This is a genomic window from Selenomonas dianae (assembly GCF_030644225.1).
In the GTDB taxonomy this organism is placed as follows: Bacteria; Bacillota; Negativicutes; order Selenomonadales; family Selenomonadaceae; genus Centipeda; species Centipeda dianae.
In genome coordinates this window covers 210220-235787 of the sequence record NZ_CP128650.1, presented here as the reverse complement: position 1 = coordinate 235787, position 25568 = coordinate 210220, and the positions used below count along the sequence as shown (strand labels likewise).

Here is a 25568-nt window from a genome sequence, read left to right as displayed (position 1 = left end):
TCGGTGCATTCTCATCGTTTTCATTCACAGGAGAAAGGAGGGCATGATGAAAAAATTTCGATACGCCCTGCTCCTATGCATTCTGCTCATCCCCGCCCGACTGTGTGCGGCAGCGGGGCTCACGGATGAGGACATGGCGCTCGGCGGCATCCACCTCGGCGCGACGCGTGCCGAGGTCGAGGCGGTCTACGGCGAGGGCAATCACTACGCAGACGGTGTGGAGGTGTGGAACGGCGCGGATGTCGGCATACACGCCATGGACTACGGCTCCTCACTCCACGTGACGTACCGCAGCTCGGACATGGGCTGGCACGTCATCAGCGTGCATCTTGGCGTGGACGACGTGAACGCGTACCTGTCAACCCCGTCCGAGGAGGCGCAGCGCTTTACGACGCCGCGCGGCATCCATCTCGAAAGCACCGCAGAGGATCTTGCGGCGGCATACGGCTACCTGCCGAAGCCCAAATGCAGTCACAATGCGCCGCCCGTCTGCAGCTATTGCTACGACGGGGAAACGGCACAGCTCGCGTTCTACATCTGCGCCGAGCACAGCCCCGGCATTCGCGCGATCTGGCTGCACAGGAAGTGAAGCGGCATTGTAACACAAAAAGAACAGGTTTGCAAGGCAAATACCGCGTTGCAAGCCTGTTCTTTGTTTTGTCCGATTCCTTAAGGAAGCACTGATAAATTCAGCAGTTCCTTAAAAATACGCCGTGAGACTCATCCCGAGCACCTTCTGCCGTGCACCGTCATACGTACGCCCCATTCGAAGCGGCGTGCCGGAGCGGGCGGGGCGCAGGTCGTACCCCTCGACGGCGAGCGCAACGCCGCGCGCGAGGATGATGTCGGCACGCGCCCCCCAGCCGCGAAAGCCCGCACGTCCGAAAAAGGTCGGGTCGCCGTCCATCGCGTGATGAAGATACGTCGCACGCGGCTGATGATAGTATGCGATCCACGCACCGTAGTCGCCCGCCCGCTCCACGTCGGGACGCTGCCTGAGGCGCAGGGTCGCCACATATCCGTTTCCCTCATCGTCATAGCGGTCGAGGTCGGTGCGGGCATTCCCGTGCAGATACTCAAGTTCGAGGCTGCGGTGGCGGTCGAACCGATGTCCCACAAGCAGCTCCACGACGCGCTGATGGTCGATGCCGCCGTGCAGGGCGAGCGGGTCTTTCATCGTCTGCGCCCGCGTGACAGCGGGCAGTTCCGTGTCCATGTCGTAGTAGAACGCGCCGCCCATCCACTTTGCCCGGTTCCGCTCGTAGCCGAGGATGATGCCGCGCCGCCGCCGATTCCCCGTCGGCGCGACGGTACGCCCGTAGAAGATGGAGGTCATGCCGACGTTCTTGTCGCCGTAACGCCAACGCACGCCCTCGACGCGCTTGTCAAAGACGTTCCCCTCAATCGGTGTGAATATGAATCTGCCCGCACGGATCTTCGCACCATGCCCGTTCCCGTGTTCGACAAAGAGGCGCGAGAGGTAGAGATGATGGTCATTCCGATGCGCACCCGCGATCGTGTCCTTGTCATAGCGGATGTCCTCAAGCATCCCGCTGATGCTCCATCCGCCGCCGAGGCAGACGGTCGGAGCAACGCGGAAGCGGCGCGTGGAGAGGAATACGTCGCGCCGCTGCGTGACGGAGGGCAGTTCCATGCGCGCCTTGCCATAGAGCCAGCGGTAGTCGCCCCAGAACTCGACGCGCGGTGTTTTTGCCGTCTGTGCTGCATCAGCCACCGTGTCCGCATCTGCGGCGGACACAGATGCGTCGGTCTGCATCCCGGTCGCCGCAGGGGGTGATGCCGCCACATCGGATGCCGCCGTCGGTGCAGGGGAAATGGTGATGCACAGGAGCGCGAAAACGGCAGAAGTATAGTGTCGCATGGCAAGCCTCCGATTGTTGTGGTATTTTATCCTTATTTTCCGCATTCTATCATGAAACATGAAGATTCACAAGAAAATATCATGTTTTATTTGTATTTATCTAAAGTTTTTAGACAATAGGACTTTTCGTTCAAGGATTTTCACTCATATCAAACGAAGTAATATGGATAAATGTTCACGCTGAGGGAGGTGGGGCGATGTGTCGGCTGCGGCGGTACGTGTCCCTCTGTCTGCTCGCTCTATGTGCGCTGCTGCTGTCCGCATCGCACGCGTCCGCACTCTCGCTTGCCTACGACCGCAACTACGGCGCGGCGTACGTAAACATCCTGCAAGAGGCGGCCGATGTACCGCTTGAGCCGCGCGGGTACGCGCGGAATCTGCTCGATCTGTTTCAGGATCGCCGCGTGGATGCGGTCGAGATCTATGATTTTCAGGCGGAGCGTTTCCGGCGCGGTACCTCAGAGATGCTCTACTGGTACCCGCATTTTACGGCGGCAGTTGTGCTCGCTGTGTGGGAGGACGCCCCCGTCTCCGTGACAGGCTGGGCAGATCTCAGGGAGGGGGTCACGATCGTCCTGCCCGACAGTTCGCCGGAGCGCGAGATTTTTTTTCTGGCGCTCGCACAGCGGCTCGATCCCGACTTCGATGTTTCGTTTGCACATCTCGCACGCATGAGAGTGCAGGGAACGCTCCGTTTTTATCCCGTGCACCGAGGTATTCGCGGGCTTTTTGCCGGGCGGAACGCGCGTGATGTCTATGTGCTCTTTGCCCACGAGGCGGAGCGGCTGATCCGACGCGGCGCACGGCTGCGCATGGTCGAGCCGCAGGAGGGGACGCTCACCTGTACGAAGGGCATCCTCTCACGTGCGCCCATCGCATTCTCCGCGCAGCTGCCCGACGATCTTGCGGCGGCGGGCTACCCGCCCGTCTCCACGGATGCCGCTGTCGCCCGCACGATACCGCCCGACTTCCCGCACGCGCTCCACCGAATCAACACACGCTTCCACACGGAGATCATGGAACGCCCCCTGCTGACGCCGCGCGAGCCACACGAACGCTTTACCATCCTTGTTTTGACCCTCGTTGCAACGGTCGTATGGGGCGCGTGCATCCGCCGCCGCGTGCTCAACCACGGGACGCGCCGCGCCGTCCTCCTCCTCCTCGCCATGCTCCTCCTCTGGGAGCTGGATCGTACGGTGAAGATCCTCACTCTCGCACATAGCAACACACTGGTACACACGCTCTGGTATCTCTACTATGTGTTTCGCGGCGGGCTGTCGGTCGCGCTCCTCTGGATCGCGTGGAGCTCGGATGAGGACGTGCTCGACCGCACGATGCCGCCGTGGCTGCGGGCAGTGTTCGGCATCAACCTCCTCATCGCCGTGCTCATTCTCTGCAACGACCTGCATCATCAGTTTTTCTACTTCACATGGAGTACGGAGGCAATGGAGTGGTCGGAGCATCTGTCATGGGGTGCGTACGCCTACTGGACGCTCTGGTTCTCCGAGATCTTCGCTGCGCTGCTCCTTCTCCTCGAAAAGGCAAAGGCACAGCAGGTGCTGCGCCCCGCGATGGTGCTCCCCTTCGTACTGTTTGCGCTGTTTATGGTGTACTCGATCGCATATCAATATGTGGAGTGGGTGACGTGGGCGGAGATGACGGCAGTGACGGCGCTCTTTTTTCTCCTGCTCATCGAGCTGTGTCTGCGGACGGGGCTGATGCCGTCGAACCGCTTTCATCAGGCGTTCTTCACACATTCGCAGCTCGCGATGCAGCTGGTCAATGCAAATGGAACGCCCGTCTTTACGTCGGCAGTGTCCCCTCGTGCGCCCTCGCGCGATGTCCGCACCGAGCGCATGGAGGTGCACGGCGGCGCACTCCTCTGGCAGGAGGATCTCTCCCCCCTGCACGAACAGCAGCGGCAGCTCGCGCTCACGCGGGATGCCCTCCGCCGCGCCCATCTGGTGCTGCGCGAGGAGCACACGATCCGCCATCAGCTGCTCGCGCTGACGCTCCGCCGCAAGCTGTCCGACGAACTGGAGGCGATTCTCGCCGCAAAACGTCCGCTCCTGCGCGGCTTCCGCGAGCAGCTGATGGCGACGGAGAACGAAGCGGAGGTGACGCTGCTCATCCGCCGGCTCAACCTGCTCTCCTCGTATCTCAAGAAACGCTGTGTGCTCTTCCTCAAGGGGCAGGAGGACGGTCATATCCGTGCCGACGAGCTCTCGATGGCGGTGTCGGAGACCTGTACCTATCTGCGCCCCTTGGGACTGCGCGTCGGTGTGGAGTGGTCGCAGAGCGAGGCACCGGATGCGGAGGCGGCACTTGCGCTCTTTGACTTCTTCGCGGAGTTTCTGACGCGTGCCGCAGCCGAGGAGACCTCGGAGGTGTTCTGCCGCTTTGCGGACGGGGCGGCGTTCTTTCTGATCGAGGAGGCGGACTGGATCGCCCCGTGGACAGAGGACTGGCAGGAGCGGCACAGGGTCTCCATCACGCGCAGAGATCACGACTATGCCCTCGCACTGACCGTATGCCCTACGTCCGCCGTGTCGGATGCCGCACACAGCGCGGCGCAGGCAGCGGGAGATGCCGCCCCCTCGGCACGGGCAGAGGATAAGGAGGAGCGCACATGGAACGACTGACCGCACACGGTTTCGCGGCGATCCTCGTCCTCGTACTCCCCGCGTGCCTCGTCCTCATCGCCCAGACCGCCGTACTCTGTTGGGGATTTTCGCACCTCGATCGGCATCGCATACGCCGCACCCTGCCGGAGGCGACAGCACTCGCCGTCGCGCTCTGCATCACGCTCCTCCTCGGCGGCGGATGGAAACTCGAACTCATGGGTCTGCCGCCGACGGAGTGGCTACTCTACGAGCGTGTGTTTGCGGGGACGGCCGCCGTCGGCGCAGGGCTCTTTTCGATGCGGTGGACGCCGCGGCGCGGCGGACTGCTCACGGCGGCGGGCGTGTTCTCCCTTCCGCTGTTTGACATCTTCCTGCCCGTCTGTGCGCTCCTCGTCCTCCTGCTGCTCGCAGGGCGGGTTCTGCTCCTCATCCGACACATACGGGCGTGGAGTGCACGTGAGGTGACGGTCGCCTCCATCCGCGAGGGGCTCGATCTCCTGCCCGACGGACTGCTCTTCGCCCGTGCCGATCACACTGCGGTTCTCGTCAACATCACAATGCTGCGCTTCATGGAGCGGATCCTCGGGCGGCAGTATCGCAGCGCGGATGTGTTCTGGCAGGAACTCATGGCGTTCGACGATCCTGCCACAGCGGATAAGATTGTGCACGAGAATGCCGTTCTCCTGCGCTTTGCCGCCGGCGACGCATGGCTCGTACAACGTGTACGGCTGACGGAGGGGCTCGACGGCTGGCAGCTGACCGCCTCCTGCGTCACGGAGGCAGATGCCGTTTCGCGAGAACTTGAGGCGAAAAACGCCGCACTCAGCGCCACGGTCAGCGCACAGAAGGAACTGCTCGCGACCCTTGAAAAAACGGAACGGCACCGCACGCTGCAGGACATCACCTCACGCGTGCACGATGTCCTCGGGCAGCGCATCAGTATGCTCCAACAACTCCTCGCAAGCCCCGCGCCGAAGGACGCACTGGATACGATCATCCGCATTGACAGCCTCCTTGAGGAGGTTCCACTGATGCAGGAGGAACATCCCGCCACCCTCCTCGCCGATATGACGGACACCTACACGCGGCTCGGCGTGCGCCTTGTCCAAACGGGCGAGCTGCCGCGCAGTCTGCGGCGTGCCCGCGCCTTTGCCGCCATCATCCGCGAGGGGCTGAGCAACGCGGTCTGCCACGGACGTGCAAACGAGATCCGGATCACACTCACCGAACACCGCCTGTGCATCCGCGACAACGGCATCGGCTGCACGACGCTCCGTCCCGGCGGAGGGCTTGCGGGCATGATCCGCCGCGTGAACGAACTCGGCGGGCATCTGCGCATCACCACATCGCCGCATTTTGAACTCGACGCACAGATAGGGGAGGATCGACGATGACAAAAATTCTTCTCGTGGACGATCAGAAAATACTCCTGGAGGGTCTGGTAAAGCTCCTCGCGCCGCTCACGGACATCAAGGTCGTCGGCACCTGCACCCTCTCAGAACTGGCAGAGGAGGCGTGCGTGCGCCTTGCCCCCGACCTCGTTCTCATGGACATCTGTATGGAGGGTCGCACGAGCGGCATCCGCATCTGCGAACGTCTCAAGAAGCGTTTCCCCACGCTGCGCGTCGTCCTCATGACGGGGATGCAGGAGGTCGCCTTTCTGACGTGGGCAAAGAACGCGGGCGCGGACAGCTTCATCTACAAGGAGTCCTCAAGCGAGGCATTCGCCGACTGCATCCGTGCCACCATGCGGGGCAAACGGATCTACCCGCGTGCAGCCGCAGGACGTGCCCTCGCCAGCACGGACAATCCGCTCACGGAGCGCGAGCTCGGCATCCTGCACCGCATCTGTCGCAACATGAGCTACGAGGAAATCGCCGCAGAGCTCGGCATCACAAAGCGCACCGTCAACTTCCACGTCGGCAATATGCTCGCCAAGACCGGCTACAAGAGCATCGTCGGGCTCGCTATCGAGGCGACCGAGCGCGGCTATGCGGGCAGTGTGCCACGGGAGAGGTGACACACGAAAGCGTGACGGGATGGGCGCTTGGAACGTCCGGGAAAACGCTCACAAAGGAGCGATCATCACGAAAACACGATTCCTGCAATAAAAAAGATTCCAAATGTCAGATCAGACACGTGGAATCTCTTTTATGCCAATTGCACAGAATCCGCAGGGGTATCATGTCACTCCATGCGAATCAACAGAAACGCCCATCACCCATAGACAACATCTCCCTCCGCATCATCGAATCCCTCTTCGTCCGTTCCTTCCTCCTCATCCTCCATCTCCTCCTCTTCGGTCGAATCATCCGAAGAAGCTGCCTGTTCGTCCTCATCCTGCATCGCCTTATAGATGCCATAGCCAAGGAAACCGGTTGCAAGAACTACCGCCGTGATTCCGACCGTTTTCAACGTGCTCATTTTGTCTGCTCTCCGCTCCTCTACCGCATCCGCAACTCTGTCGCGAGCGCCGACATGGCGTTATACGCCACCGCTGTCCCTGCGGCGTTCGCCATCCACCCCCGCGCGAACTCAGCTCCAATGCCGATCTTTGCCGCCTCCATGACCGCATCCATATTTGCGCCGAAGAAGACAAACTCCCAGCCGTATTTCTCCTTCTGATGCTCGATTCGCTCCTTGATCTGCGCCGCCGAATACTTGCGGCTGGAATTCTCCTCGCCGTCCGTGATGATGACAAAGAGCACCTTCTCCGCGCGATACTCCTCCGCCGTCTGCTTCTGCACCGCGCGAATCTTCTCCATCGTGCGCCCGATGGCATCGAGGAGAGCCGTGCCGCCGCCCACACGATAGTCCTTGTCGGTCAACGGTGCGACCGCACGGATGTCGATGCGGTCATGCAGCAGCCGATACTGATTGTCGAACAGCACCGTCGTCACACGCGCCTCGCCCGCAAGCTCCGCCTGCTCCTTCAGCATCGAGTTGAACCCGCCGATCGTATCCTTCTCAAGCCCCGCCATCGACCCGCTCCGATCGACGATGAACACCAGCTCCGTCAATCCCTTCTTCATGACAAATCCTCCTTCGTTTCCATACCATAATCCGAGGCTTTCGCCTTCTCATGATTACAGTATAGGGAAGAAGGAGGACAGATTTTGTCTATTTAAAAAAATTGTTTTTCATAAATCACATCTTTTTATCCACCACCTTTACCGCACGCCCCTGACTCCGGAGCCACATATCAATGCCATTCCCATACACCTCGGCAGTAATCCGATAGACGCCCCCATCCTCCGCAATAATCTTCGCCGTGGGGAGGCGGTCGAGGACGGCCTCGACCGATGCGCCGCTGTAGTCGAAGGTGACGCGGCGGAGTTCACCTGCGTACATGAACTGGATGCGTTTACGGAACTCGCCGTCGCTGAATTTCCCGCTGTGGGTCACGCGGAACGTCGCCCCCGTCGGCTCGAAACGCGCGATGCGGTCGATGCGGAAGATGGTCGGGAACTCCCTGCGCCCGTCCGCCAGATAGGCGATGAGGTAGAAATAATACTCGGAGAACATGATGGCGACGGGGTTCACCTCATGCATGCGCTCCGTACCATCCTGACGGCAATAGGAAATGCGTATGGTGTGCTGTGCCGTCATGTGCTGCGAAAGTTCCCAGATCGCGGAGAGCAGTTTCTTCCCGTGGCGCAGCGGGACATAGTAATGCTGCTCACTGCGGATCAGCCTCCCGACCTGTGCGCGATCCTGCGGCGCAGTCTGCCGCAGCAGCTTCTTTAGGAGGTCGTCGAGTTCCTCCTTGCAGAACGCGCGGCTCTCCAGCAGGATCTTGCAGACGGCGAGCACGTCCTCGTTCGTCAGCCACTCGCTCGCCGCGCGCGTGAGCAGATAGCCGCCTCGTGCACGATCATAGACGATAGCAGCCTCCCCCTCATCGGTACGCGTCTCCGCGAGATAGGCACGCAGCTCCTCGATGTCGCGCTGGATGGTCTTGTCCGTCACGACAAATTTCTGCGCCAGATCCGCCTTGCGGACGACCTCGCCCCGACTCAGCCGCTCGTACAGATGCAGCAGACGAAAGCCCTTGTTCTCCTTGTAGTCAAGTTCCACGGTGGTCCCTCATTTCACTTTTTTCTTATATTGCTCCGCCGCCTCATCGCTCTTCATCTCCAGAAAAGCAATGAGCCAAAGGAAAAAGACAATCATCGCAAGGAATATCAACACACCGATGAAACCAAATGATTTATAAACTTCGCCGAGCAAGCAAAGAAGCGGAGGAACAACAAAAACAAATACGAAGGGCATCACCATCGCTCCATTCCATCAAGTAAGGTGCTGTACGAATACGGTCTGATCAATCACCATCATACTCTTTCACATGGACAAATAGAGGGTGCGTCATCCAAAAATGTTTCCTCATTTCGTTGCTTTGTCGGGATGTGCTCGCGTGGGGTATGCCCTCCACGCTGTTCACCCCGCTTTGAAGTTATAGATGGGCTTCAGCACCTCAACCACGTCCACGGAATCCCCGATCACGTCGATGATGTCCGAGAGTGCCTTGTACGCCATCGGTGCCTCGTCGAGCGTATTCTCGTTGACGGCTGTTGTATAGACACCTGCCATTGTTTTGCAAAACTCATCCATGGAGAGGTTTTCCTTTGCAGCCTTGCGTGACATGAGCCGCCCCGCCCCATGCGGAGCCGACCAGTTCCAGTCCGGATCGCCGCGCCCGACGGCGAGGATGCTGCCGTCGCGCATATTGATCGGGATGAGGACACGCTCGCCTGCGTGCGCCGCGATTGCGCCCTTGCGGAGAATCCGCTCCTCCACGTCGATGTAGTTGTGAATGGTGTGGAATGCGTCGCCCGCCGTGAGCCCCGTCCGTTCGAGGAGGACACGCGCGATGACCTCACGGCTCTTCCGCGCGAAGTTCTGGCAGATCTCGATGTCGTGCAGATAGTCTTCGAGGTAGCTGCCGTAGAGGAACGTGAGATCCGGGGGGATCTCCGCCGCCTTTGCCTGAAATGTGCGATTCAGCTCCTTGAGCGCCTCCTGCAGTTCGCTGCGCCTCCCCTCCGCCTTATAGCGTCGGATGAGTTCGTCGCGTGCGCGGAAGAGCTCGTCCTTGCCGTGCGAGAGGTCGATGGCAATGTTCTGGTAGTACTCCGCGACCTGCTTGCCGAGGTTGCGGCTGCCCGTGTGGATGACGAGGTAGTTCGTACCGTCCGCGCTGCGGTCGATCTCGATGAAGTGATTGCCGCCGCCGAGTGTGCCAAGGCTGCGTGCGATGCGCTTTGTATCCTTGAGGGCGCGGTAGCAGCGCAGCCCGAGGAGGTCAAATTGCTCCTGCCGCCCATCCCAGATATTTCGCCCCGACGGGATGAAGTGCGCCGCCTCATCAAAGCGTACGAGGTCGATCTCGCCCTTGCCGAGGCCGACGGTATACATGCCGCAGCCGATGTCCACGCCGACGAGGTTCGGGACGACCTTGTCCCGCACGGTCATCGTCGTACCGATCGTACAGCCCTTGCCCCAGTGTACATCGGGCATGATGCGGATGCTCGCGCCCTCCGTGAACTCGTAGTCGCACATACGGCGGATCTGCTCGACCGCCTCATCCTCAATCACCTTTGCGTATACAATCGCCGTACCGCAGCGTCCGCGTATCTCCATGCGATCCATGTTTTCCCTCCTATGCGCCGGAATCAGCATTTCTGTCAACGTCCTCTTGCCCGAACCGTTTGGTATCTTGCTTTCACTATATCATATTTTGACCGAAAACATCAAAATATGCAAGGAGGCGATACAGCAATTCAGAAAGTAAACCCATAACCCCAACAGCGACAAGGCTTCACGGAAATAACACCGTGGTTTTTACACAACGACGAAATAGCAATATAGAGGGCGAATCATGGTATTTTGTAGGCAATCTGTAGACAAGTGTAGACAAGAAAAATAGAGGGGACGGCGCACGAAACGCTGTCCCCTCTGTTCGTTTATTTGTCACCACTCCGCGATGTTATACATCACCGTCGCGCCCTTATATCGCCCGCCGTCGAAATGACCAAGTGCCTCAAATCGTCCTTGCTCGTAGCCGACGGTCATCAGAGCCTTGCCGTCAATGACGGACGCACCCGCCTTGATTCGGTGATCTTTTCGTAGGTTGATCTTATACACGTCAACTTTCTGCTGATCGGATGGCAACTGCTTGCCATCCTTATCTTGCGTGATTGGTGTCACAACAGTGCGGTCACTCTTCTCCCGCGCCGCCCGCGGCAGTGTCGGACTGTCCTCTCTGATCTGACGCTCAACGACCTGCGCCGCTTGTTCGACGGTCGGTGCGCTGACGTGGTATGTCACTGTAGGCGCACGCTGTCCCATCTGCACGTCCGCAAGCCGCCGCTGCAGAGCCTCAGCGTTGCTCTTGGAGATGTCGAGCTGCGCCCGTAGCCGCTCCGCATCCTGCGTCTGCTCCTGCGTCATGACGGCGGGTTTTTCCGTCGTCGTCTGCTCCGAGGCGGAACTCCGTCCGAGCGCATACGCAGCACCGAGGAGCACCACACACAGCATCACCAACAACGCCGCCCTGTATCTTATAACGACAGCCCGCGCCCGATATAGCATGACACCCACCCCCTACACATACACGCGCTCCACACCGTACGCGACCGCCGCCTCATGCTCGATACGACAACCGCGTGCCTCTGCATACCCCTGCACGAACACAGCAACATCCGCATCCGCGAGCAACATAAGACTCTTTCCAAGATATGCCAGCGCAACATTCTTAAAACCCGCCGTATGGAACTCATTGGGAAGAAAACTCTTGATCTCCTCTACACCCTCCCCATAAAAGTGCTCCGTAATCTGCGCCAAAATTGCATCACGTTCCGCACGAATCTCTTCATGCTTACGCCCACGCATCGGTTGCGAAATAAAAACCCTCTTCATAATTTTACCTCCAATCAATTACTGCGCCGCATAAAACGCCGCTTTCCCGACAATCGTATCCATCATCTCATAGAGATTCTTCCCCGGACACGCCGTCGCCATCAACTCCCTGCGTCCGACGATGCTGTCACGGTCGATCGTCAGCCCATAGTCGGTGCAGAGATTCGAGAGGAGCATTGCGAGCGATTCGATCTGTGCATCCGTCGGCTCTGCCTCCTCGAAGTTCCCGCACACATGAATCCCGATGGTGTGACTGTTGTGTCCGTAGGCGTGCGCTCCCACTGTCCAGTGCGGACGAGCGACCTCCACAGTTCCATCCTTGCGGATGACGTAGTGGTAGCCGATGCACGTCCACCCCCGCCCTTTGTGACTTGCGTCAATCTCTGCCGCCGAGAGGTCGTCATCCACCGCGTTGCCTGTGTGGTGGATGACGATCTGGTCGGTCACGCGCCGCGCGGTGAGCCGGTTTTGGTCGATCTCCAGATAGGTCTCTACGATTGGAATGCGCTCCATGTCATTTTTCTCCTTTCTCATTGGGGCTCTCGCCCCTACTCTTTCCAATGCCGCCTTTGCGGCGTGCCATTTCAACGAGTGCCCCCGCCTCGTCAATCCCCGCGTTCTGCATATTCTCAAGGATTGAAATGAACTCGGTGAGTGAGAGATACCCGATGACAAGTGTCGCGGCAAATGCGGGCGCGTGTGCCTTCACCAGAATAAAATCCAACGTCAACGCCGCCGCGACGACACCGATATAGGTGAGGATCTTCGGCACAAAACGTTTACGCATGATGTCGCTCTTGATATAGCCCGCGCGACGGGCTTTCTTTACGTTCCAAAACGCCTGCCAGAGAGAGGGCTGATCCGCTCCCGTATCAACGAGGTGCTTGCGCGAGAGCGAGAGCCACTTTGTCGCAAGGTCAAGACAGACCAGTGCAACGAATGCCGCGAAGATCTGAGCGTGATCCTCGTAAGCGATGGTGATGGCGATGGACAGCCCCACCTTTGCCCCCCATCCCTCGATGAGACGCTGAATCACCGACATAAAATCCATAGATTATCTCCTTTCCATGCACAGAAAAAGCCGCCATGCATTATGACGGCTTTTCTGCGCTCACATTCATCCTGCTGTGTGCGTGACAACCCATTCCGCGACTTTCTCGCGGTAGAGTTCGGGAACAACGAGCAGGTTCTTCGGGTTGTCCTCCGGCGCGAGAGCGTACTTCCCGCCATTCACGAGGATGCCGTATGCGACGACCATCCAGCTGTAGATCACTGCTGCCATGTTACTCACCTCCCTTCATTTTTGCTTCAAGTGCGGCGAGGCGTGTCTGCATATCGACCATGCCCTCCATAACGGCAAGCTCCGTTTCGGGGATGCGCTGCACGTCCTGCTCCTGCGGCTCGGTGTCCTCGGGCGGCGTTGGTTCCGGTTCGGGCTTCGGACGCGCGACCTGCTCCCATTTTCCGCCACGCCAGTAGAGGTCATAGCCCTCCTTTGCGGCGGGCGGCTGTGTCTCCGTCATGTTGCCGGGGATTTGCCACGCGCCGCTGATCGGGCTGTGGTCGGTGTCGTCAAGGGTGCGCTCGCCAATGTATGCACCATCAGCGTCGTATGCGTAGACGGTTTTTGTCTCCATGCTGCTCCTCCTCTAGTATTTGATGATCGGTATGAGCCGTATTGCGGCGGGCTGAACGCTGCTACTGCGTCCGTAGATGGGGTTGGATTTGGATGCATCAAGGACTGCATATCCTGAATCAATAGGTCTATATCCTCCTGCCGCGTTTTTTGCTGGTGAGTTTTCAGCTGAACCGCGAAAAGCCCCTGTGCAAAAGGCAGAATTAAACATAGAATCCGTACCTTGTCCAACTTGCCCCGTTATATTCGGCAATCCTGCTGCTAACGTACTGCCACCTTGCGCGGCGAACTGCATCATTCTATCTATCCAATTGGGTAAAACAAACGTACTGCTGCCGTTTCCGCGTCCGAACATACCTAAGTTATTCGCTGCGTCATTTGTCCATAGGTTGTGCTTGTCCGCAAGTGCAACAAGGCGCGGATAATCGGCACGCTGTACGGTTGCGCCGTTGGCTTTGATGTAGCCGTCAGGGAGATACAATGAGCCTGTAATAGAGCCGACGCGGTTACCGTCGCGCACATCGTCAATAATCCATTGAACGCCGCCGTCTTGGATGTACTGCCCTGCTTTTACGTTTTTTGAAAAGACGTTTGCATTGTTCCCCGTTGTTCCTGCTGTGACGCACTCCAAACGTGCCCATGAAGGCAAATTCTTATGATAGGTAATATCGCCGACGGTATATGCTTTATTTGAGTGCCAAACATTCAAAAATTCGTCAAGAATTTGTTGCAAACTCCAATTTTGTAATTTGTTGGCGTTTGTCACAGTTCCTTCAAAACCTGCATCTGCTCTTATTTTGCCTATTGTGCGCCAATCGCCAGAACGCAAATCCATGGTACCTGTGTATTTTTTTGTACAAGTGTTATAAAAACCAATCCCCCACCATGAAGCGATATTTACATTTGCACCGCCGTTGTTAGTGATAGCATCGCCTGTATCACGCTGATAATTGCCAAAGTATCCATGTTCTGTTTCAAATGCTGGCGCTATAAGATTACCCGTCATGGTATCGCCGCTTTTGCTTACTTTGACGTTTACACGACCGTCTACTTCGCCTTTGTTGTAACTTTCGCTTTTGTGATATGCGCCGATGTTGTTCGGCGTAATCGTCTGATACGTTCCGTCATTCCGCAGGAATCTGGTGTTGTCTGCGGGTTCGGGCGCGGGCAGTGTGTAGATGTTATCCGCGAGGTGCTTGCGTCTGACGGATTTATCGGGGTGATCGAGCTCGGCGGCGGTGCGGTGGGCGGCGATTTTCTCGTCCGTCTCTCCCTTTGAGTACGCGCCTACATCCTCCGCCGAAATCCCCCCTTTTTTGAGGTGTTTCTTTTCGATGGATGCCTGTGCGATTTTTGCCCCCGTCACAGCTTCGTCTCGGATCTTCGGCGTCGTCACGCTACCATCCGGATGGTCGAGTACCTCCTGTGTTTTATGCCCATCCATATCCAATTTTGTGACATACGCGCTGTTTTCAGCAACAATTGTCAGATTCGCCGCATTCCCAACGATGATATGTAGATTGATGATCTTGCTTGAGATCGGGCTTTCCTTGCCTGGAATATAATCTGCAAGATTGCCTGCGTTGGTATACGCAAAGAGCCGTTCCGTACCATCTCCGACCTTGGCAAACACACCGATCTCGCGGTTAAAGAATCCCTTAGACAGGTTGTTATTGTCAAGGACAAAGCGCAGTCGCGCCGTCCCGTCGCCGTTATTCACAAAGTTCTGTAACGGGAGGCTCATCACACTGTGTACAAGTGCTGTCATGTCGTCAACAGATTGTCCCTCGTCCAGAAGTCCATCACCGAGTTCGACCTTTGTAAAAACGACACTCTGCTTGTTTTGACCCGCGAGGATAATATTTTTACCCTGTTGAGTTGTTTGGATTTTTGCAAAATGTGCCATGCTATGAACTCCTTATATCAACAATTTCAAAATCATCCACGCGTCCGCCTACATACAAGGGCAGTCTATCGACCTGATAGGAGACTTCGGTGCTACAGGGTATGTCAACAATCTCATATTCTGTAACATATCCTGCGGCGTACACCATCGCCTCGCGCTCCATCAAATAGTCAAGGGTAAAGGTCAGATGCGCGGGCTTGTACTCCTCGATTGCCGCAAGTAGCCCCGCGTAATCCGCGCTAAGCGCATCGCAAATCACACGAAACGCATTTTGCTCGTTCCGCTCCTCAATTTCCACTTTAGTTCCATCGGGGAAGAAATACGATGCCAGCCGTTCCATAAAAACAACGGTCGAGGTCTGCCGGCTCTGTATCTTCAGCAGGATATTTTTGCGCCGATCCTCATAGCTCGCATCGAGACGAGGGGTAAGTCCGAGTTCGCACTCCCACGAGGTAAGCCCCCATGTCGCCTTCTCTACAAAAAATTGACGGGCGGTATCCTGTAACACAAGCCGAAGCAGTTCATGCTCGGTGCTACAGTTTTCGAGCGCATCCCGAAATGTGGGGTCTGTTTGAAGGAATTGCGGAAGGTATCGTGCAAGGTGCACCGGATTCTCACGGAGAAACTGGAAGTTCATGCAGTGTCACCTCTCCGATGGATAGAATTTCATCATTGCTTACGAGCACTTTACTCGCCCCATTGAGCAGCAAGTCCTCATAATCTGTTACCCCCTGCTGGTTCATCAGAATGTCGCCAACCTGCGCAACAGAGAGTGATTTTATAGCTAATTCACGCTTCATCAAATAGTCGTTCAGATCAGCAATAAATCGGGGCGCGTCACAGTGTCCGACTATGCTACCCGTAATCCGCACATTTTTCGGCGCAGGGCTTGTGACCGTCACTGTTGCGCCGATCGGACGTACGTCCTCGATATATGTACGCACCTTTTCGATCAGTTCTGACGGCGCAGTCTTTCGCTGCGCATCCAGAATGAGCACCTTTACCGTCCCTGCGCCCTGCCAGAGCGGGACAACCATACATGCGCCAACCCCGGGGACGCTCATTGCCCAGTTGTAATAGTGGTGCTTGTTTCCACTCGTAGACGGCGTACGGACGTAGAGGAGGTATCTCATCTTGAGTTCGTCGTCGCTTTCCTCGTCGTAGCCGCCGCGCATCTCTTCCTCGTTACTGACACCGGAGATGCCTGGAATACTCATGGGAATCTTGTTGATCGCTCGCTTCCCGACATTGCCCGCACTCCCTGTAGTAAGCGCTTCAACCTCAACAGTAGCGGATTTTACAACCTCAGTTGATTTGAGTGCCTGATAGCGGGCACCCGTCTCTGACTGGAAAATGCTGCCCGCGGGCACACGTCCGCTTCCTGTCACCGTCACAACACCGCGTGCCTTGGTTGCTGTTTTCCGAAGGACGCCATGCTCAGCAGCACGCATCGTGAGATATTCGCCCCAGCTACTTTCAGCAAAGACGGCTCGATACGCCTCCTCAAGCTCTACCTCCACCTTGCCAAACTCAATTGAATTGGATGCCAGCACATCATATTCGAACGTCCCCTCGATCTTGCTTGCAGGTGTCTTGCTGCGTTTCTGCAAATCACGCAGAATGTCCGCCTGTCCCCTTGCCTTATACATTGATCTCCACCTCCCCGTAGACCGTTGTCAGCGAAATGTATACCCGCACCAGCTCCCCGCTGTTTTCGGGCACAATCGCAAAGCGGTCAATGCTCTTGATGTACGGATTCACCATCAGACACTCCGTAATGACACGCCGCAGTTCTGAATAGCGTTCCTGTACGCCCATGACCTTGCCGATAAAAGGCTTCAGCTCGATGCCGTACCGCCATGAATACGCGAGATATTCAAAACGCTCCGTCTTGAGTGCCTTGTAAATCCACACCTCAAGCGCGGGATTCCCAGATAAAAGAATGTGCCGCCCATTCACGTCATAGAGAAAGCGGTCACGTGCAAAGTCCCATGCGTATTCCTGAAAAATAGGCATGTCAGCCGTCGCAGCATTACGCATCGCCCCGATAAAAGGAAATTCACTGCTCATAATTTCACCAACTTACTCTCGATGATAAAGAGCTGCCCGCCCTTCTGCGGATAGACACTCACGATGTCGCCGGGCTTCAGCGTATCCGTCCACGTCTCATCGTTGTCGATGGGATGATTGTGCGATTCGTACATGGCAAGACCGCCACCGCCCCCGCGAAAGCTCGTCTCGCCGACAATATGACGCGTATGCCCCGGCAGCCAATACTCATTTAGATAGAGCTTGTCGGGCGTGAGTATAATACCGTTCCATTCGACGGAAAGTGCGGGCGGCGGCGTCAGCACCCTGCCCGTGCTTGGGAGGAGAGGTATATGCTCCTCTGCAATATCATGCTGTATCGCCAGCATCTTGCTCACGGAGTTCTCCGCGCTTGGAATTACCTCTGCCACGGCGTTTCTTTCCTCCTTCCTGTTCTTTCTTTTCCTTCTCCTTTTCGGTCTCTTCTTCATTCATGACGTTTTCAAACTCAAGTTCAAGCTTCATCTCGTGTTTGCCGTCCACAAACGTATGCGTATCGGACTTTACCCAGAACTGCCCCTTGAAAAGACTGTCCCTCACGATGATGGAGTAGGACGACTTTACGCGGTAGTCGCCGAGCGCCGTGATATATCCTGACCGCTCCGGCTTTGTGAGCAGGGCTTTCGCCTCGGTCTGCGTGTCCTTGTTCGGGTCTGTTTTGTAGACCTCCTGAAACATGGAGTATTTCTTGATGTGCTCGTCATTCTTCACATAGTCGACACGGTTGCCCTCCTCATCCACCACAAGTACCTGATCGACGAGCTGTTCGATGCTCTCTTTGTAGGTACTCTCCTCCATATTACGCGCGGAATCTGCGGTGTAGCCCTCGATGAGCGTCCCCTTCTCCACGATGTCAAGTTTTGCGCCATTCATGACAGGGTGATACTTCTTGCCTGTCACCTTCGCCGCCTCGGTGTACGCGCCCATAATCGTCTGATAGCCCGTCTTGGCATTCGCGATAAATGACACTGGCACGCCCGTCTCCGCGATGTTACCAATGAGGACACCGAGTTCCGCGCAGAGCTGCCGTGTGATGTCCTCGGCGGTGATGTTCGTGAATTTGCGCGTGGTCTTACTCCGCGCATGGACGATGAGATGGTCAAATGCCGTGACACGCACCGTAGCCTTTGCACGGTCACGCTCAAGGGCGTAGATATTGCCCTCAAAAACGAGATTTCCCGTATCATCGTAACCATAGCAGGTGTAGCCGTTGTCCACGTCAATTATGGGGACATTCGGATCGCGGTCGTCCTGCACAAAGGAAAACTCAAGCTTACGCGCGACGTTCAGCCGGGATCCTGACCATGTGCACGAGGTAAGCAGATGGGTAATGTCCGTCTGCATGATCTTGACCTTCATACGCCCTCCTATTTCAGCTTGAGTTTACCGAGTGCACCGCGCAGCTCCTTCATCGCAAGATTCTTAATCCCGTTCGCGTTTGCCATACCGCGCCAGTGCTGATAATCGCCGTACGCCTTTTTGCTCGCATCGAGAAAGTCCTGCACGCGCTGAATGGCTTTCGGGCGCGGCGGCGTACGCTCCACGGGGCGATCTTTCAGTCCTGTCTTGTGCGTCTCCGACTTCATCTCACGCACCGTCGAGAGCCGCATGACCGACGAGCCGCGCACCACGTCTGCGATGATTTCCGATGCCGTCGGTGTCGGCACAAATCCCTGCAAATTCTCCTTCAGATAAAGCATATCTGCCATTTCTGTATCCTCCTCTTATCTCTTGACCTGATTCTTATAGATGGCGTCGAAGAACCCATTGCTGACGCCCGCACCGTCCGTATTCGTACGCGTACCGCCCGATGCGGGAGCTTTGCCCTTCAGGCGCTCATTCACGCCGTCCTCGACCGCCTTCTTGAACTCCTTCTCGAACGTCGTGATGCGAGCGAGCGTACTCTCACTGTCCGCGTCGATGAGGTAGTCCATGAACTGCACGGGAATTTTGCGATCCGCAAGCACCTTGACCATTTCGAGCTTAAGCTCCTTCTTCTTGAGCTCGGCTTCCTTCGCCTCAAGCTCCTTGCGGCTGTTTTCCAGCTCTGCTGCCTTGCGCTCATCATCGGAGAGCTTCGCCAGGCGCTCCGCCTCCTTCTTCTCCGCTGCGGCTTTCTTCTGGTATTCCTTTTCCCACTTCGCCTTAGCCTCAGCAAGGTGCGCGGCGACCGCCGCGTCAATCTTCGCCTGTGTGTCCTCAGGCTTACTCTCGGGCGGGTCACTCTTCGGCTTGTTGTCACCGCCCGCAGCGCCTTCTGCGCCCGCAGCGTCATTCCCTGCACTGCCATCACCGCCGTCGGCGAAACGCTGAAGGTCAAAAACAAACTTGTTTTCGTCCATATTGTTCATCCTCACTTTCAAAAATATTTGTTTCTCATTGGCACAGAGACGCGCCGGTGCGCGAATCCCATTCATATCCATTCCCCCTTATTTCTGCAAAAACGCAATCAGCGGCGGATTCGCCCGCACAAGATTCACAAATCCTGCCGCAAGCTCCGTGACAAGCTCCTCGTCTGCTGCCGCCTCAGTCATGCCCCGCTCAAAGAGAAGTGCGTGGACAATCTCGTGCATGAGCAGCTTTGCCGCGTTTCCCTCTCCGATGTTCCCGTCCTCAAGCATCTTGATCTGTGCCGTGTTGTACTCCACAACGGCGTTACATACACGCCCTTCAAGAATCAGTGGCGCTTTGACGCGCAGAATGGCATAGCGTACTGCGTCAATCATTACAGTCTCAGGCATAGCCCCACCTCCTAAAAATGGGTATCAAAAAACCCGCCCCATAGTTGAGCGGGTTCGATGTGAAATTGTTTTATACTGTCACGAGGTCGTATTTCTGACAGGTAAGGCGAACAACGTCCTCCCAGATGTCCTTGCCAACACTGCGCATAACCTCTTTCAGAGCTTCCTGCGTTTTGATAGGGTTCTTCTGCTCGTACTTATGCAAAAGCCCGTCGAGCACGTCCATGTAGCCGCGAATGTCCTTCACCCATGCGCCAATTTCCTTGTTGCTCTCGGGAGCGGCATAGGTGTTCAGAGGATTCGTCACCTGCACAGGCAACACATCCACAACGGGCGGATCGCCGAACACGGCGGGCATCGCACGCCGCAGGTAGGCACATATCTTGCGAAGCCCACTCTCAGCGATGAGGAGCACACTGCTCGCAAGAGATGAGATGCTCGGATTGTCATGTTTGAGTGCTACGAGGTCATCGCCCTGCACGAGAAAGTAGTCCCGTCCGTGCTTGCACCTTGCAAGCGGCTGTTGGAGTGCCTGCCTGACACTCTCGCTTGCCATGCCGAGGAGCGCGGCAACATCCGCCGAGGTGAGCACGGGACGCTTCTTGTAGTGCTTCATAGTGAGCACGTAGGGCGTGCCGCCGCGCCGCAGTTCCTCCTCCATCGCATTGAACGCCTGAATGTACTTGATCTTCCATTCAAGGGCTTTCTTGCCCGTGAACCCCATCACGAGGAGAGAAAAGCCGCCGCGGTTCATCAGGTATTCGGGATAGGTTTTGTTGTTCCCCTCTACTTTGTAGCTGTGTTCACAGAACATATTTCTGAGAGCCGAATTTTCGGCTTTCAGATTTTCAATAACACTCAGCACATGTTTATGCTGTTTGTCAAAATGCTCTGCAATCTGTCGAGTTGATACAACGATCTGACCATCTGCTACCTGAACTAGATTCCCCATCGGTATCATCCTTTCAAATTCCCCGAAAGAATGATATAATAGATTTATCAATCCTTCGGGGTTGTACTGCGGGTTTCGCAATTCCTTGTCCAGAGGGGAGCGAAACCCTATTTCTTTATGTTGGCATGAACCATTTGAATCCCCATAATTACTATATCGGTCTTTGTTTTCTGTAAGACTTCCGCGCACTCCTTGAGCGTATCAGCTTCATCTTGCGTCATTCGTATGCGCATCTGTATAGTTTTAGGGTTATCAATCTTCGGTCTGCCGGTGCGTGCCATATATTTCACCTCACTTTCAGGCTACACAATAATTATATACAGTGTATCCAGAAAGTCAAGAGTTTTTTTGAAAAATTTCTGCAAACAAAAAGACAGCATCACGCTGTCTTGTGTGGTATAATGCTTGTAGCGTTGCCGTACGGTAGGCGGTCAATCTGAGCCCCTAGATCGGGGTGATTGGCTATGAACGAAACAAATGTGACCTTGCTCCTTTTGATCGTTCTAGTGTTGCTTTTGACAAAAAAGTAATCCGCCTGCAGCTACCAACTTAGGCGGAAAACTTTTCCAACTATGAGGGGCTGACCGTGTATCACGGCAACGCCTTTTCTATGCCTATTATACATCTCTCCTCCTCAAATGGCAAGTAGGAGGTGAGGATATTGACACCACCTACAAGAAAAGCACTCTGCATTTCGCAAAGTGCTATAATATTCGGCATGGAAGGATGAATGTTATGAAACGCGACCTCGACCTTATCCGTTCCATCCTGCTCCGTATTGAAGAAGCAGACACTTACCAACGAAATTTGACAAACGAATCTTTTTATGACCTGTGCGATGACGAAAACCTGTTATCGCTTCACCTTGAACTATTGTCTGAAACCGGCTACATCGAAGTCACCGATGTAATGTATATCGGTGTTATCAAGGACTTTATGATTCGTCGCCTGACCGTAAACGGATATGATTATCTGGACTCCGTGCGCTCTGATAGAGTCTGGACAAACACAAAGAAGCATTTAGCCGATGTCGGCGGCGGTGCATCCTTAGAGATTGTCAAAGAACTTGCCATACACATAGCTAAAGGGCTGCTAGGGTTGTAGCCTCCACCTGAATCAGATCGTTAAACAAATCATACAATGCCTGATACCGTTCCATCAGGGGCGCATTCTCCTCCCACGAAAGCGCAGGGCGTACCTCCTCCATAAGCGCGGCTTTCCCTTTCACAAGGACGGCGATGCGCTTCTGCGCCGCCTCCCTGCGCATCTGCTTGACACGGGTCATAATATCAACTCCTTCCACATAAAAAGCACTGTGCGCATTTTCCACAGTGCTTTTCTGTTGCCATTACAGCCTCGGCGCAATCTCCTTGACGCCCTTCAAGAGCCGATAGGCTTTCTTCATCATCGTATTCTCCTCAAGGTATTCCAATCCTCGGAGAGTGATGTGCGGGCTTGTCAGCTTGAAATCATAGTCATTGCCACCTAGGTGAATCGGGGCAATGCCTTCGATGTAGCCCGCCTCATAGAGCATGAGCATGATGTGTGTGAACCGCTTCTCCGACACCTTGAAATGCTCTGCCGAGAGCTTCGAGAAATCCGGCTCCTCATCGTCAAGGTTCTTATCCAAGAGCGAGAGTATCTGATAGATCAGCTTGAAGTTTGCCATAGCACATCTCCTAAACTGTTGTATTTTCAGCAACAAAGGTATATAATAAATAAAAAGAAGAGGTTGAACCTCCGCCCTCTATTGGCGGGGGGGCTTCCTCTTATTTTTTATGTCATAGTGCAAAGCAGTGATGAACTTCCCCTTCGAAACAACGATGATATCAACCGAACTCTTTGCGCTACGCCTCAAACGTTGGCTAATTACCGAGGTCAGTGCCTTTAGGTCAAGATGCTCGCCGACAAAGTCCAAAAGCAGCCCGCCGGGATTTGCTTCTATCTGCTTTAATCCATGTCGGATAGCAGTATCTGCGGCTTTTTCCGTTGAAAGCGTTTTCAAATCCCAGAAGGCTTCGCCCCATAAAAGGTCAGGAGTCTTTTTCTTATCCTCGTTTACCTCCTGCAAAAGCATAATATCACCACCGAAAGTCTTATGTAACCATTCGGCAGCGTCTATTTCTGCTTTATGCTCAGTGCGTGAATAACCGTCCTCATAAGTGATTTCACCTTCTCTTGGTTTTGTCTGTTTGAGGTAGTCCTTTGTCACATTCACTGTCAACGATGCCAAACCATCGACATTTTTTTCTTTCCACTCCTCAAGCGTCAGCTTCTTGTCCACGTAGACGGCACGCCAGTCGTCGTATTTCATATAGGACGGCACAAAAACATTCTTCCCGTTCTCGTCTCGCGCGATACGCGTACCGCTCTGCGGCTTGTGCTCATCTCTCAGACACCCCGAAATAACAGAGCGGCAGTGCGGATGCAGGGGCGGCATGTTCTTCCCCGGCATCGCCTCCTCCACGGGGAACACGTCACCGTCATGGGACTGGCAGAGCGTTGAAGTGCGCTTGTCGAGCGTTGCGATAAAGCGGTAGTATTTCATCCCCGCGTCCTTGATGGAGTGGAGTGCCGCCTGATTCTGCACGTAGTTGAGTTCGGTGCGGACAAGGCGCACCACCTCTTTCGTGCCGACGCCCATTTTCTGACGAACGACGCGCGTCATTTCCTGCACGGATACGCCACGATGCGCGGCGGCGATGATGTTTTGTTGAATGACCTTCGCGAGCTTCGCGCCGTTTGTCCAAATCCGCTTGGAGTAGTTTTTGCCGCTCCACGGGACGCGCAGGATGCGCTCAAGCTTTTCTCCGTCCACGAGGGACACAGCCCCCTCAAGACCGCGCTTCTTGCCGATCTCGTAGAGCCCGTGATAGTAGAAGTCCTCATAGCCCGATTTCAGGAACTCTTTCATTGCCTTCTCGGACTTCTCAGAGAGAAGTGCCATTTCTGTACCTGCCCGCAGCGCGTCAAGGCGTGTGATCCGGCTGCGCATGGCGATGGTATAATGCGCCGAAAACGCTTCATCTTGCGCGTATTGTCGAGGCGCGAATGGCGGCTGCCGCCATTGTTCTTGCGCGTCGCGACCATATTGAACCCGCGTTTCTGGTAGTAGCGGATCGCTTTTGGTTCGGCTGAATCCGCCTTGATGCACTCGCGCGTCTCTACAAACTCCTCCAATGCGTCCGCCGTCTCATCGTCCGTCATGTTACGGCGGTAGTACTCCCAGTAGAGATAAAGCCACTTGTTTTCATGGTCGATTGCCATGCGAACGACGGCGTTGTATGAGGACTCAAAGCCGAAGTCCATGCCAACACGCAGATACTTGCGCGGGATTTCTGCAACAGCTTCCATAACCTCATCATGCGGCATCACCTCAAATTGCGGCAGGACAAGTCTGCCATTGACGCCGAACTGCCCGAGACGAGCAATACGGTAAAGATCAACGTCGTATTCCTGCATTTCATCCAGCTGCGCGATGTATTCTGCCGGCAGAAAGAAATTGTCGTCGGCAACCGAGTGATGATAGTACGTATTCCCCTCACGCATGACGCGCCGCGCGTAGAACTCCTTGTCATCCAGTCCCCGACTCTCAAAGAAGTGTCGGTACGTCCAATTCGATCGCGCTACGGGATTGGTCGTCAGGATGATATGCAGCGGCAAGGTTGGATGGCGCAGACGTCCGAGCAGCTCCTTGAAGCCCGCATACTTGAGTTCGCTGCACTCCTCCACCCAGATGAGGCTGATGTTGTTGATGGATTTCAGCTTTGCGGGCTTGTCCATCCCCTTGAACACGATCTTGCTCCCGTTGGGGAATCGCATCTGCATCGGTGAGGCATTGAAAGCGATCATGTCATCCAGCCCCATATCCTCCACGATCTCCCGAAACAGTGAAAAGCAGCTGTCGCGTATGGTGTCGTACACCTCGCGTACAACGAGTGCTGTCCTGCGCTCGCTGAGGAGCTTCAGAATGACTTTCAGTGCGACGTGATATGACTTCGACGATCCATATCCGCCGACGAGGAAGTAAATCTTGCTGTCCCAGTCGAGCAAAAACGGCTTGAAATGTGGGTTAATCTCCTTCGCCGTGTTCACCGTCCCGCGTCTCCTTCTCTATGATTGTCACGTTCAAGTCACTATCCACCTGCCCGCCGCCAATTGTTTTTTCCTTAAGCCGCACTTCACGCTCCCTCATACGCGCCTCCATGCTCTCGCCGATCGTGTCAAGAAGAAGCCGCACCATGGGCGCACTGCCTCCGCACGCAGAGAGAATTATCCCACCGATGACCGCATCCGCGACCGTTTTCGCATCGTCCGTGATGCCGACTGCCGACATGATTGCGGTGCGCATATCCTCCGGCAGCTCATTCAACCGCATGGAGACGGCTTCTTTCAGCGCAAGCCGCAGTGCCTTCTTACGGCGGCGGGATTTGCCGCTCGCGATGCCGCCTTTTTGGGTGATTTCTCGGAGTTCACTCGGAGTTCGTTCATGATTCGGTATCAGATTCTCCTCATTTGCCATGCTACACACTCACCACCTGCCTTTAATTTACAAAGAAAACATTTCCAAAAACCATTGTTTTTCATGCGTATAGTGTGTATGATACAATCAGAAGGAGGGCACGCGATGAGATTCAAGGAACTTGACAGACTGCTCAAAAAGAACGGATGGCAGCCCGTCCGCTCAAAGGGTTCACATCAACACTATCAAAAAGACGGTATTGCCAAAACCTTGACAGCTCCGAATCATCCCGGCGACATTAACCCCTTCATTGTGAAAAGTGTCTTGAAAGAGGCAGGAATCAAACTGTGATACCTGCC

33 protein-coding genes are annotated in these 25568 nt (G+C 55.6%); 6 read left to right on the top strand and 27 right to left on the bottom strand.

Going from position 1 to position 25568, the window contains the following annotated elements; genetic code table 11:
- The first annotated feature begins 46 nt into the window (after window positions 1-46).
- Window positions 47-589, top strand: coding sequence for a hypothetical protein (locus QU667_RS01210; protein ID WP_304987532.1), 543 nt, complete (start codon window positions 47-49; stop codon window positions 587-589).
- 111 nt (window positions 590-700) lie between these two features.
- Here the strand turns inward: QU667_RS01210 and QU667_RS01205 are convergent, their stop codons facing one another.
- Window positions 701-1882: a hypothetical protein gene (locus QU667_RS01205; protein WP_304987531.1), complete on the bottom strand. Its 1182-nt coding sequence runs from the start codon at window positions 1880-1882 to the stop codon at window positions 701-703.
- Window positions 1883-2079: 197 nt separating this feature from the next.
- Here QU667_RS01205 and QU667_RS01200 point away from each other — a divergent pair, with 197 nt between their 5' ends.
- Genes QU667_RS01200 through QU667_RS01190 form a run of 3 tightly spaced genes read left to right on the top strand, consistent with a single transcriptional unit; the run spans window position 2080 to window position 6526 of the window.
- A complete protein-coding gene (locus tag QU667_RS01200) occupies window positions 2080-4524 on the top strand; it encodes a type 2 periplasmic-binding domain-containing protein (RefSeq protein ID WP_304987530.1) in 2445 nt (814 codons plus the stop codon).
- Entirely contained in the window at window positions 4512-5900 is a 1389-nt protein-coding gene (locus QU667_RS01195; protein WP_304987529.1) for a sensor histidine kinase, read from the top strand. The genes QU667_RS01200 and QU667_RS01195 overlap by 13 nt, the downstream gene beginning before the upstream one ends.
- Window positions 5897-6526, top strand: coding sequence for a response regulator transcription factor (locus QU667_RS01190; protein WP_304987528.1), 630 nt, complete (start codon window positions 5897-5899; stop codon window positions 6524-6526). Before QU667_RS01195 ends, QU667_RS01190 begins: the two co-directional genes overlap by 4 nt.
- Before the next feature lie 197 nt (window positions 6527-6723).
- On the opposite strand, the gene QU667_RS01185 is transcribed toward QU667_RS01190, so the two are convergent.
- The 21 genes from QU667_RS01185 to QU667_RS01085 form a co-directional block, all read right to left on the bottom strand.
- A complete protein-coding gene (locus QU667_RS01185; RefSeq protein ID WP_304987527.1) occupies window positions 6724-6930 on the bottom strand; it encodes a hypothetical protein in 207 nt (68 codons plus the stop codon).
- A 20-nt stretch (window positions 6931-6950) separates the two neighbouring features.
- On the bottom strand, window positions 6951-7538 hold the full coding sequence (locus QU667_RS01180) for a vWA domain-containing protein (protein ID WP_304987526.1): 588 nt from the start codon (window positions 7536-7538) through the stop codon (window positions 6951-6953).
- A 115-nt stretch (window positions 7539-7653) separates the two neighbouring features.
- Window positions 7654-8583 (bottom strand): helix-turn-helix transcriptional regulator, encoded by a 930-nt coding sequence (locus QU667_RS01175; protein ID WP_304987525.1) that lies wholly within the window; start codon window positions 8581-8583, stop codon window positions 7654-7656.
- A gap of 9 nt (window positions 8584-8592) precedes the next feature.
- Window positions 8593-8778 (bottom strand): esterase, encoded by a 186-nt coding sequence (locus QU667_RS01170; protein ID WP_304987524.1) that lies wholly within the window; start codon window positions 8776-8778, stop codon window positions 8593-8595.
- Window positions 8779-8943: 165 nt separating this feature from the next.
- Window positions 8944-10155, bottom strand: coding sequence for an RtcB family protein (locus tag QU667_RS01165; protein ID WP_304987523.1), 1212 nt, complete (start codon window positions 10153-10155; stop codon window positions 8944-8946).
- Window positions 10156-10476: 321 nt separating this feature from the next.
- Window positions 10477-11043 (bottom strand): glycoprotease, encoded by a 567-nt coding sequence (locus tag QU667_RS01160; protein ID WP_304988371.1) that lies wholly within the window; start codon window positions 11041-11043, stop codon window positions 10477-10479.
- Window positions 11044-11109: 66 nt separating this feature from the next.
- Window positions 11110-11397, bottom strand: coding sequence for a hypothetical protein (locus QU667_RS01155; protein ID WP_304987522.1), 288 nt, complete (start codon window positions 11395-11397; stop codon window positions 11110-11112).
- A 45-nt stretch (window positions 11398-11442) separates the two neighbouring features.
- On the bottom strand, window positions 11443-11958 hold the full coding sequence (locus tag QU667_RS01150) for an N-acetylmuramoyl-L-alanine amidase (RefSeq protein ID WP_369427538.1): 516 nt from the start codon (window positions 11956-11958) through the stop codon (window positions 11443-11445).
- Window positions 11939-12475, bottom strand: coding sequence for a phage holin family protein (locus tag QU667_RS01145; RefSeq protein ID WP_304987521.1), 537 nt, complete (start codon window positions 12473-12475; stop codon window positions 11939-11941). The genes QU667_RS01150 and QU667_RS01145 overlap by 20 nt, the downstream gene beginning before the upstream one ends.
- Window positions 12476-12541: 66 nt before the next feature.
- Window positions 12542-12706: a CD1375 family protein gene (locus tag QU667_RS01140; protein WP_304987520.1), complete on the bottom strand. Its 165-nt coding sequence runs from the start codon at window positions 12704-12706 to the stop codon at window positions 12542-12544.
- A 1-nt stretch (window position 12707) separates the two neighbouring features.
- Window positions 12708-13061, bottom strand: coding sequence for a hypothetical protein (locus tag QU667_RS01135; RefSeq protein WP_304987519.1), 354 nt, complete (start codon window positions 13059-13061; stop codon window positions 12708-12710).
- Window positions 13062-13073: 12 nt separating this feature from the next.
- The gene (locus QU667_RS01130; RefSeq protein ID WP_304987518.1) at window positions 13074-14966 is read right to left on the bottom strand and encodes a hypothetical protein; all 1893 of its coding nucleotides are present in this window, start codon (window positions 14964-14966) and stop codon (window positions 13074-13076) included.
- Between the two features lies 1 nt (window position 14967).
- Window positions 14968-15603 (bottom strand): putative phage tail protein, encoded by a 636-nt coding sequence (locus QU667_RS01125; RefSeq protein ID WP_304987517.1) that lies wholly within the window; start codon window positions 15601-15603, stop codon window positions 14968-14970.
- Window positions 15581-16615, bottom strand: a complete 1035-nt coding sequence (locus QU667_RS01120; protein ID WP_304987516.1) for a baseplate J/gp47 family protein — start codon at window positions 16613-16615, stop codon at window positions 15581-15583. Before QU667_RS01120 ends, QU667_RS01125 begins: the two co-directional genes overlap by 23 nt.
- Window positions 16608-16982, bottom strand: a complete 375-nt coding sequence (locus tag QU667_RS01115; RefSeq protein WP_304987515.1) for a DUF2634 domain-containing protein — start codon at window positions 16980-16982, stop codon at window positions 16608-16610. Before QU667_RS01115 ends, QU667_RS01120 begins: the two co-directional genes overlap by 8 nt.
- Before the next feature lie 50 nt (window positions 16983-17032).
- Window positions 17033-17425 (bottom strand): DUF2577 family protein, encoded by a 393-nt coding sequence (locus QU667_RS01110; protein ID WP_304987514.1) that lies wholly within the window; start codon window positions 17423-17425, stop codon window positions 17033-17035.
- Window positions 17364-18413 (bottom strand): XkdQ/YqbQ family protein, encoded by a 1050-nt coding sequence (locus tag QU667_RS01105; protein ID WP_304987513.1) that lies wholly within the window; start codon window positions 18411-18413, stop codon window positions 17364-17366. Before QU667_RS01105 ends, QU667_RS01110 begins: the two co-directional genes overlap by 62 nt.
- An 8-nt stretch (window positions 18414-18421) precedes the next feature.
- On the bottom strand, window positions 18422-18763 hold the full coding sequence (locus QU667_RS01100) for a hypothetical protein (protein ID WP_304987512.1): 342 nt from the start codon (window positions 18761-18763) through the stop codon (window positions 18422-18424).
- Between the two features lie 15 nt (window positions 18764-18778).
- Window positions 18779-19471: a DUF4355 domain-containing protein gene (locus tag QU667_RS01095; RefSeq protein ID WP_304987511.1), complete on the bottom strand. Its 693-nt coding sequence runs from the start codon at window positions 19469-19471 to the stop codon at window positions 18779-18781.
- 12 nt (window positions 19472-19483) lie between these two features.
- Window positions 19484-19795, bottom strand: coding sequence for a hypothetical protein (locus tag QU667_RS01090; RefSeq protein ID WP_304987510.1), 312 nt, complete (start codon window positions 19793-19795; stop codon window positions 19484-19486).
- Window positions 19796-19865: 70 nt separating this feature from the next.
- On the bottom strand, window positions 19866-20747 hold the full coding sequence (locus tag QU667_RS01085) for a Rha family transcriptional regulator (protein ID WP_304987509.1): 882 nt from the start codon (window positions 20745-20747) through the stop codon (window positions 19866-19868).
- 735 nt (window positions 20748-21482) lie between these two features.
- Here QU667_RS01085 and QU667_RS01080 point away from each other — a divergent pair.
- Complete coding sequence (locus QU667_RS01080; protein WP_304987508.1) at window positions 21483-21851, top strand: DUF2513 domain-containing protein; 369 nt, start codon at window positions 21483-21485, stop codon at window positions 21849-21851.
- On the opposite strand, the gene QU667_RS01075 is transcribed toward QU667_RS01080, so the two are convergent.
- From QU667_RS01075 to QU667_RS01055, 5 genes are all read right to left on the bottom strand, one after another.
- Complete coding sequence (locus QU667_RS01075; protein ID WP_304987507.1) at window positions 21829-22032, bottom strand: hypothetical protein; 204 nt, start codon at window positions 22030-22032, stop codon at window positions 21829-21831. The genes QU667_RS01080 and QU667_RS01075 overlap by 23 nt on opposite strands.
- 63 nt (window positions 22033-22095) lie before the next feature.
- The gene (locus QU667_RS01070; RefSeq protein WP_304987506.1) at window positions 22096-22416 is read right to left on the bottom strand and encodes a YjcQ family protein; all 321 of its coding nucleotides are present in this window, start codon (window positions 22414-22416) and stop codon (window positions 22096-22098) included.
- 78 nt (window positions 22417-22494) lie between these two features.
- Window positions 22495-23742, bottom strand: coding sequence for a minor capsid protein (locus tag QU667_RS01065; protein WP_304987505.1), 1248 nt, complete (start codon window positions 23740-23742; stop codon window positions 22495-22497).
- On the bottom strand, window positions 23658-24842 hold the full coding sequence (locus QU667_RS01060) for a PBSX family phage terminase large subunit (RefSeq protein ID WP_304987504.1): 1185 nt from the start codon (window positions 24840-24842) through the stop codon (window positions 23658-23660). Before QU667_RS01060 ends, QU667_RS01065 begins: the two co-directional genes overlap by 85 nt.
- A complete protein-coding gene (locus QU667_RS01055) occupies window positions 24820-25269 on the bottom strand; it encodes a hypothetical protein (protein ID WP_304987503.1) in 450 nt (149 codons plus the stop codon). The genes QU667_RS01060 and QU667_RS01055 overlap by 23 nt, the downstream gene beginning before the upstream one ends.
- 105 nt (window positions 25270-25374) lie before the next feature.
- On the opposite strand from QU667_RS01055, the gene QU667_RS01050 reads away from it, so the two are divergent.
- The gene (locus tag QU667_RS01050; protein WP_304987502.1) at window positions 25375-25560 is read left to right on the top strand and encodes a type II toxin-antitoxin system HicA family toxin; all 186 of its coding nucleotides are present in this window, start codon (window positions 25375-25377) and stop codon (window positions 25558-25560) included.
- The last annotated feature ends 8 nt before the right edge of the window (window positions 25561-25568 follow it).

Excerpts from the sequence above, each read along its gene's own strand:
- QU667_RS01200 (WP_304987530.1), top strand. The coding sequence starts at position 2,080 with ATGTGTCGGCTGCGGCGGTACGTGTCCCTCTGTCTGCTCGCTCTATGT.
- QU667_RS01055 (WP_304987503.1), bottom strand. The coding sequence starts at position 25,269 with ATGGCAAATGAGGAGAATCTGATACCGAATCATGAACGAACTCCGAGT.
- QU667_RS01170 (WP_304987524.1), bottom strand. The coding sequence starts at position 8,778 with ATGCCCTTCGTATTTGTTTTTGTTGTTCCTCCGCTTCTTTGCTTGCTC.
- QU667_RS01165 (WP_304987523.1), bottom strand. The coding sequence starts at position 10,155 with ATGGATCGCATGGAGATACGCGGACGCTGCGGTACGGCGATTGTATAC.
- QU667_RS01070 (WP_304987506.1), bottom strand. The coding sequence starts at position 22,416 with ATGGCAAACTTCAAGCTGATCTATCAGATACTCTCGCTCTTGGATAAG.
- QU667_RS01080 (WP_304987508.1), top strand. The coding sequence starts at position 21,483 with ATGAAACGCGACCTCGACCTTATCCGTTCCATCCTGCTCCGTATTGAA.
- QU667_RS01105 (WP_304987513.1), bottom strand. The coding sequence starts at position 18,413 with ATGAAGGTCAAGATCATGCAGACGGACATTACCCATCTGCTTACCTCG.
- QU667_RS01085 (WP_304987509.1), bottom strand. The coding sequence starts at position 20,747 with ATGGGGAATCTAGTTCAGGTAGCAGATGGTCAGATCGTTGTATCAACT.
- QU667_RS01155 (WP_304987522.1), bottom strand. The coding sequence starts at position 11,397 with ATGCGTGGGCGTAAGCATGAAGAGATTCGTGCGGAACGTGATGCAATT.
- QU667_RS01065 (WP_304987505.1), bottom strand. The coding sequence starts at position 23,742 with ATGCGCAGCCGGATCACACGCCTTGACGCGCTGCGGGCAGGTACAGAA.
- QU667_RS01135 (WP_304987519.1), bottom strand. The coding sequence starts at position 13,061 with ATGGAGACAAAAACCGTCTACGCATACGACGCTGATGGTGCATACATT.
- QU667_RS01195 (WP_304987529.1), top strand. The coding sequence starts at position 4,512 with ATGGAACGACTGACCGCACACGGTTTCGCGGCGATCCTCGTCCTCGTA.
- QU667_RS01185 (WP_304987527.1), bottom strand. The coding sequence starts at position 6,930 with ATGAGCACGTTGAAAACGGTCGGAATCACGGCGGTAGTTCTTGCAACC.
- QU667_RS01095 (WP_304987511.1), bottom strand. The coding sequence starts at position 19,471 with ATGAATGGGATTCGCGCACCGGCGCGTCTCTGTGCCAATGAGAAACAA.
- QU667_RS01205 (WP_304987531.1), bottom strand. The coding sequence starts at position 1,882 with ATGCGACACTATACTTCTGCCGTTTTCGCGCTCCTGTGCATCACCATT.
- QU667_RS01180 (WP_304987526.1), bottom strand. The coding sequence starts at position 7,538 with ATGAAGAAGGGATTGACGGAGCTGGTGTTCATCGTCGATCGGAGCGGG.
- QU667_RS01115 (WP_304987515.1), bottom strand. The coding sequence starts at position 16,982 with ATGCCTATTTTTCAGGAATACGCATGGGACTTTGCACGTGACCGCTTT.
- QU667_RS01150 (WP_369427538.1), bottom strand. The coding sequence starts at position 11,958 with ATGAGAAAGGAGAAAAATGACATGGAGCGCATTCCAATCGTAGAGACC.
- QU667_RS01140 (WP_304987520.1), bottom strand. The coding sequence starts at position 12,706 with ATGGCAGCAGTGATCTACAGCTGGATGGTCGTCGCATACGGCATCCTC.
- QU667_RS01210 (WP_304987532.1), top strand. The coding sequence starts at position 47 with ATGAAAAAATTTCGATACGCCCTGCTCCTATGCATTCTGCTCATCCCC.
- QU667_RS01075 (WP_304987507.1), bottom strand. The coding sequence starts at position 22,032 with ATGACCCGTGTCAAGCAGATGCGCAGGGAGGCGGCGCAGAAGCGCATC.
- QU667_RS01190 (WP_304987528.1), top strand. The coding sequence starts at position 5,897 with ATGACAAAAATTCTTCTCGTGGACGATCAGAAAATACTCCTGGAGGGT.
- QU667_RS01100 (WP_304987512.1), bottom strand. The coding sequence starts at position 18,763 with ATGGCAGATATGCTTTATCTGAAGGAGAATTTGCAGGGATTTGTGCCG.
- QU667_RS01145 (WP_304987521.1), bottom strand. The coding sequence starts at position 12,475 with ATGGATTTTATGTCGGTGATTCAGCGTCTCATCGAGGGATGGGGGGCA.
- QU667_RS01050 (WP_304987502.1), top strand. The coding sequence starts at position 25,375 with ATGAGATTCAAGGAACTTGACAGACTGCTCAAAAAGAACGGATGGCAG.
- QU667_RS01120 (WP_304987516.1), bottom strand. The coding sequence starts at position 16,615 with ATGTATAAGGCAAGGGGACAGGCGGACATTCTGCGTGATTTGCAGAAA.
- QU667_RS01130 (WP_304987518.1), bottom strand. The coding sequence starts at position 14,966 with ATGGCACATTTTGCAAAAATCCAAACAACTCAACAGGGTAAAAATATT.
- QU667_RS01090 (WP_304987510.1), bottom strand. The coding sequence starts at position 19,795 with ATGCCTGAGACTGTAATGATTGACGCAGTACGCTATGCCATTCTGCGC.
- QU667_RS01125 (WP_304987517.1), bottom strand. The coding sequence starts at position 15,603 with ATGAACTTCCAGTTTCTCCGTGAGAATCCGGTGCACCTTGCACGATAC.
- QU667_RS01160 (WP_304988371.1), bottom strand. The coding sequence starts at position 11,043 with ATGCTGTGTGTGGTGCTCCTCGGTGCTGCGTATGCGCTCGGACGGAGT.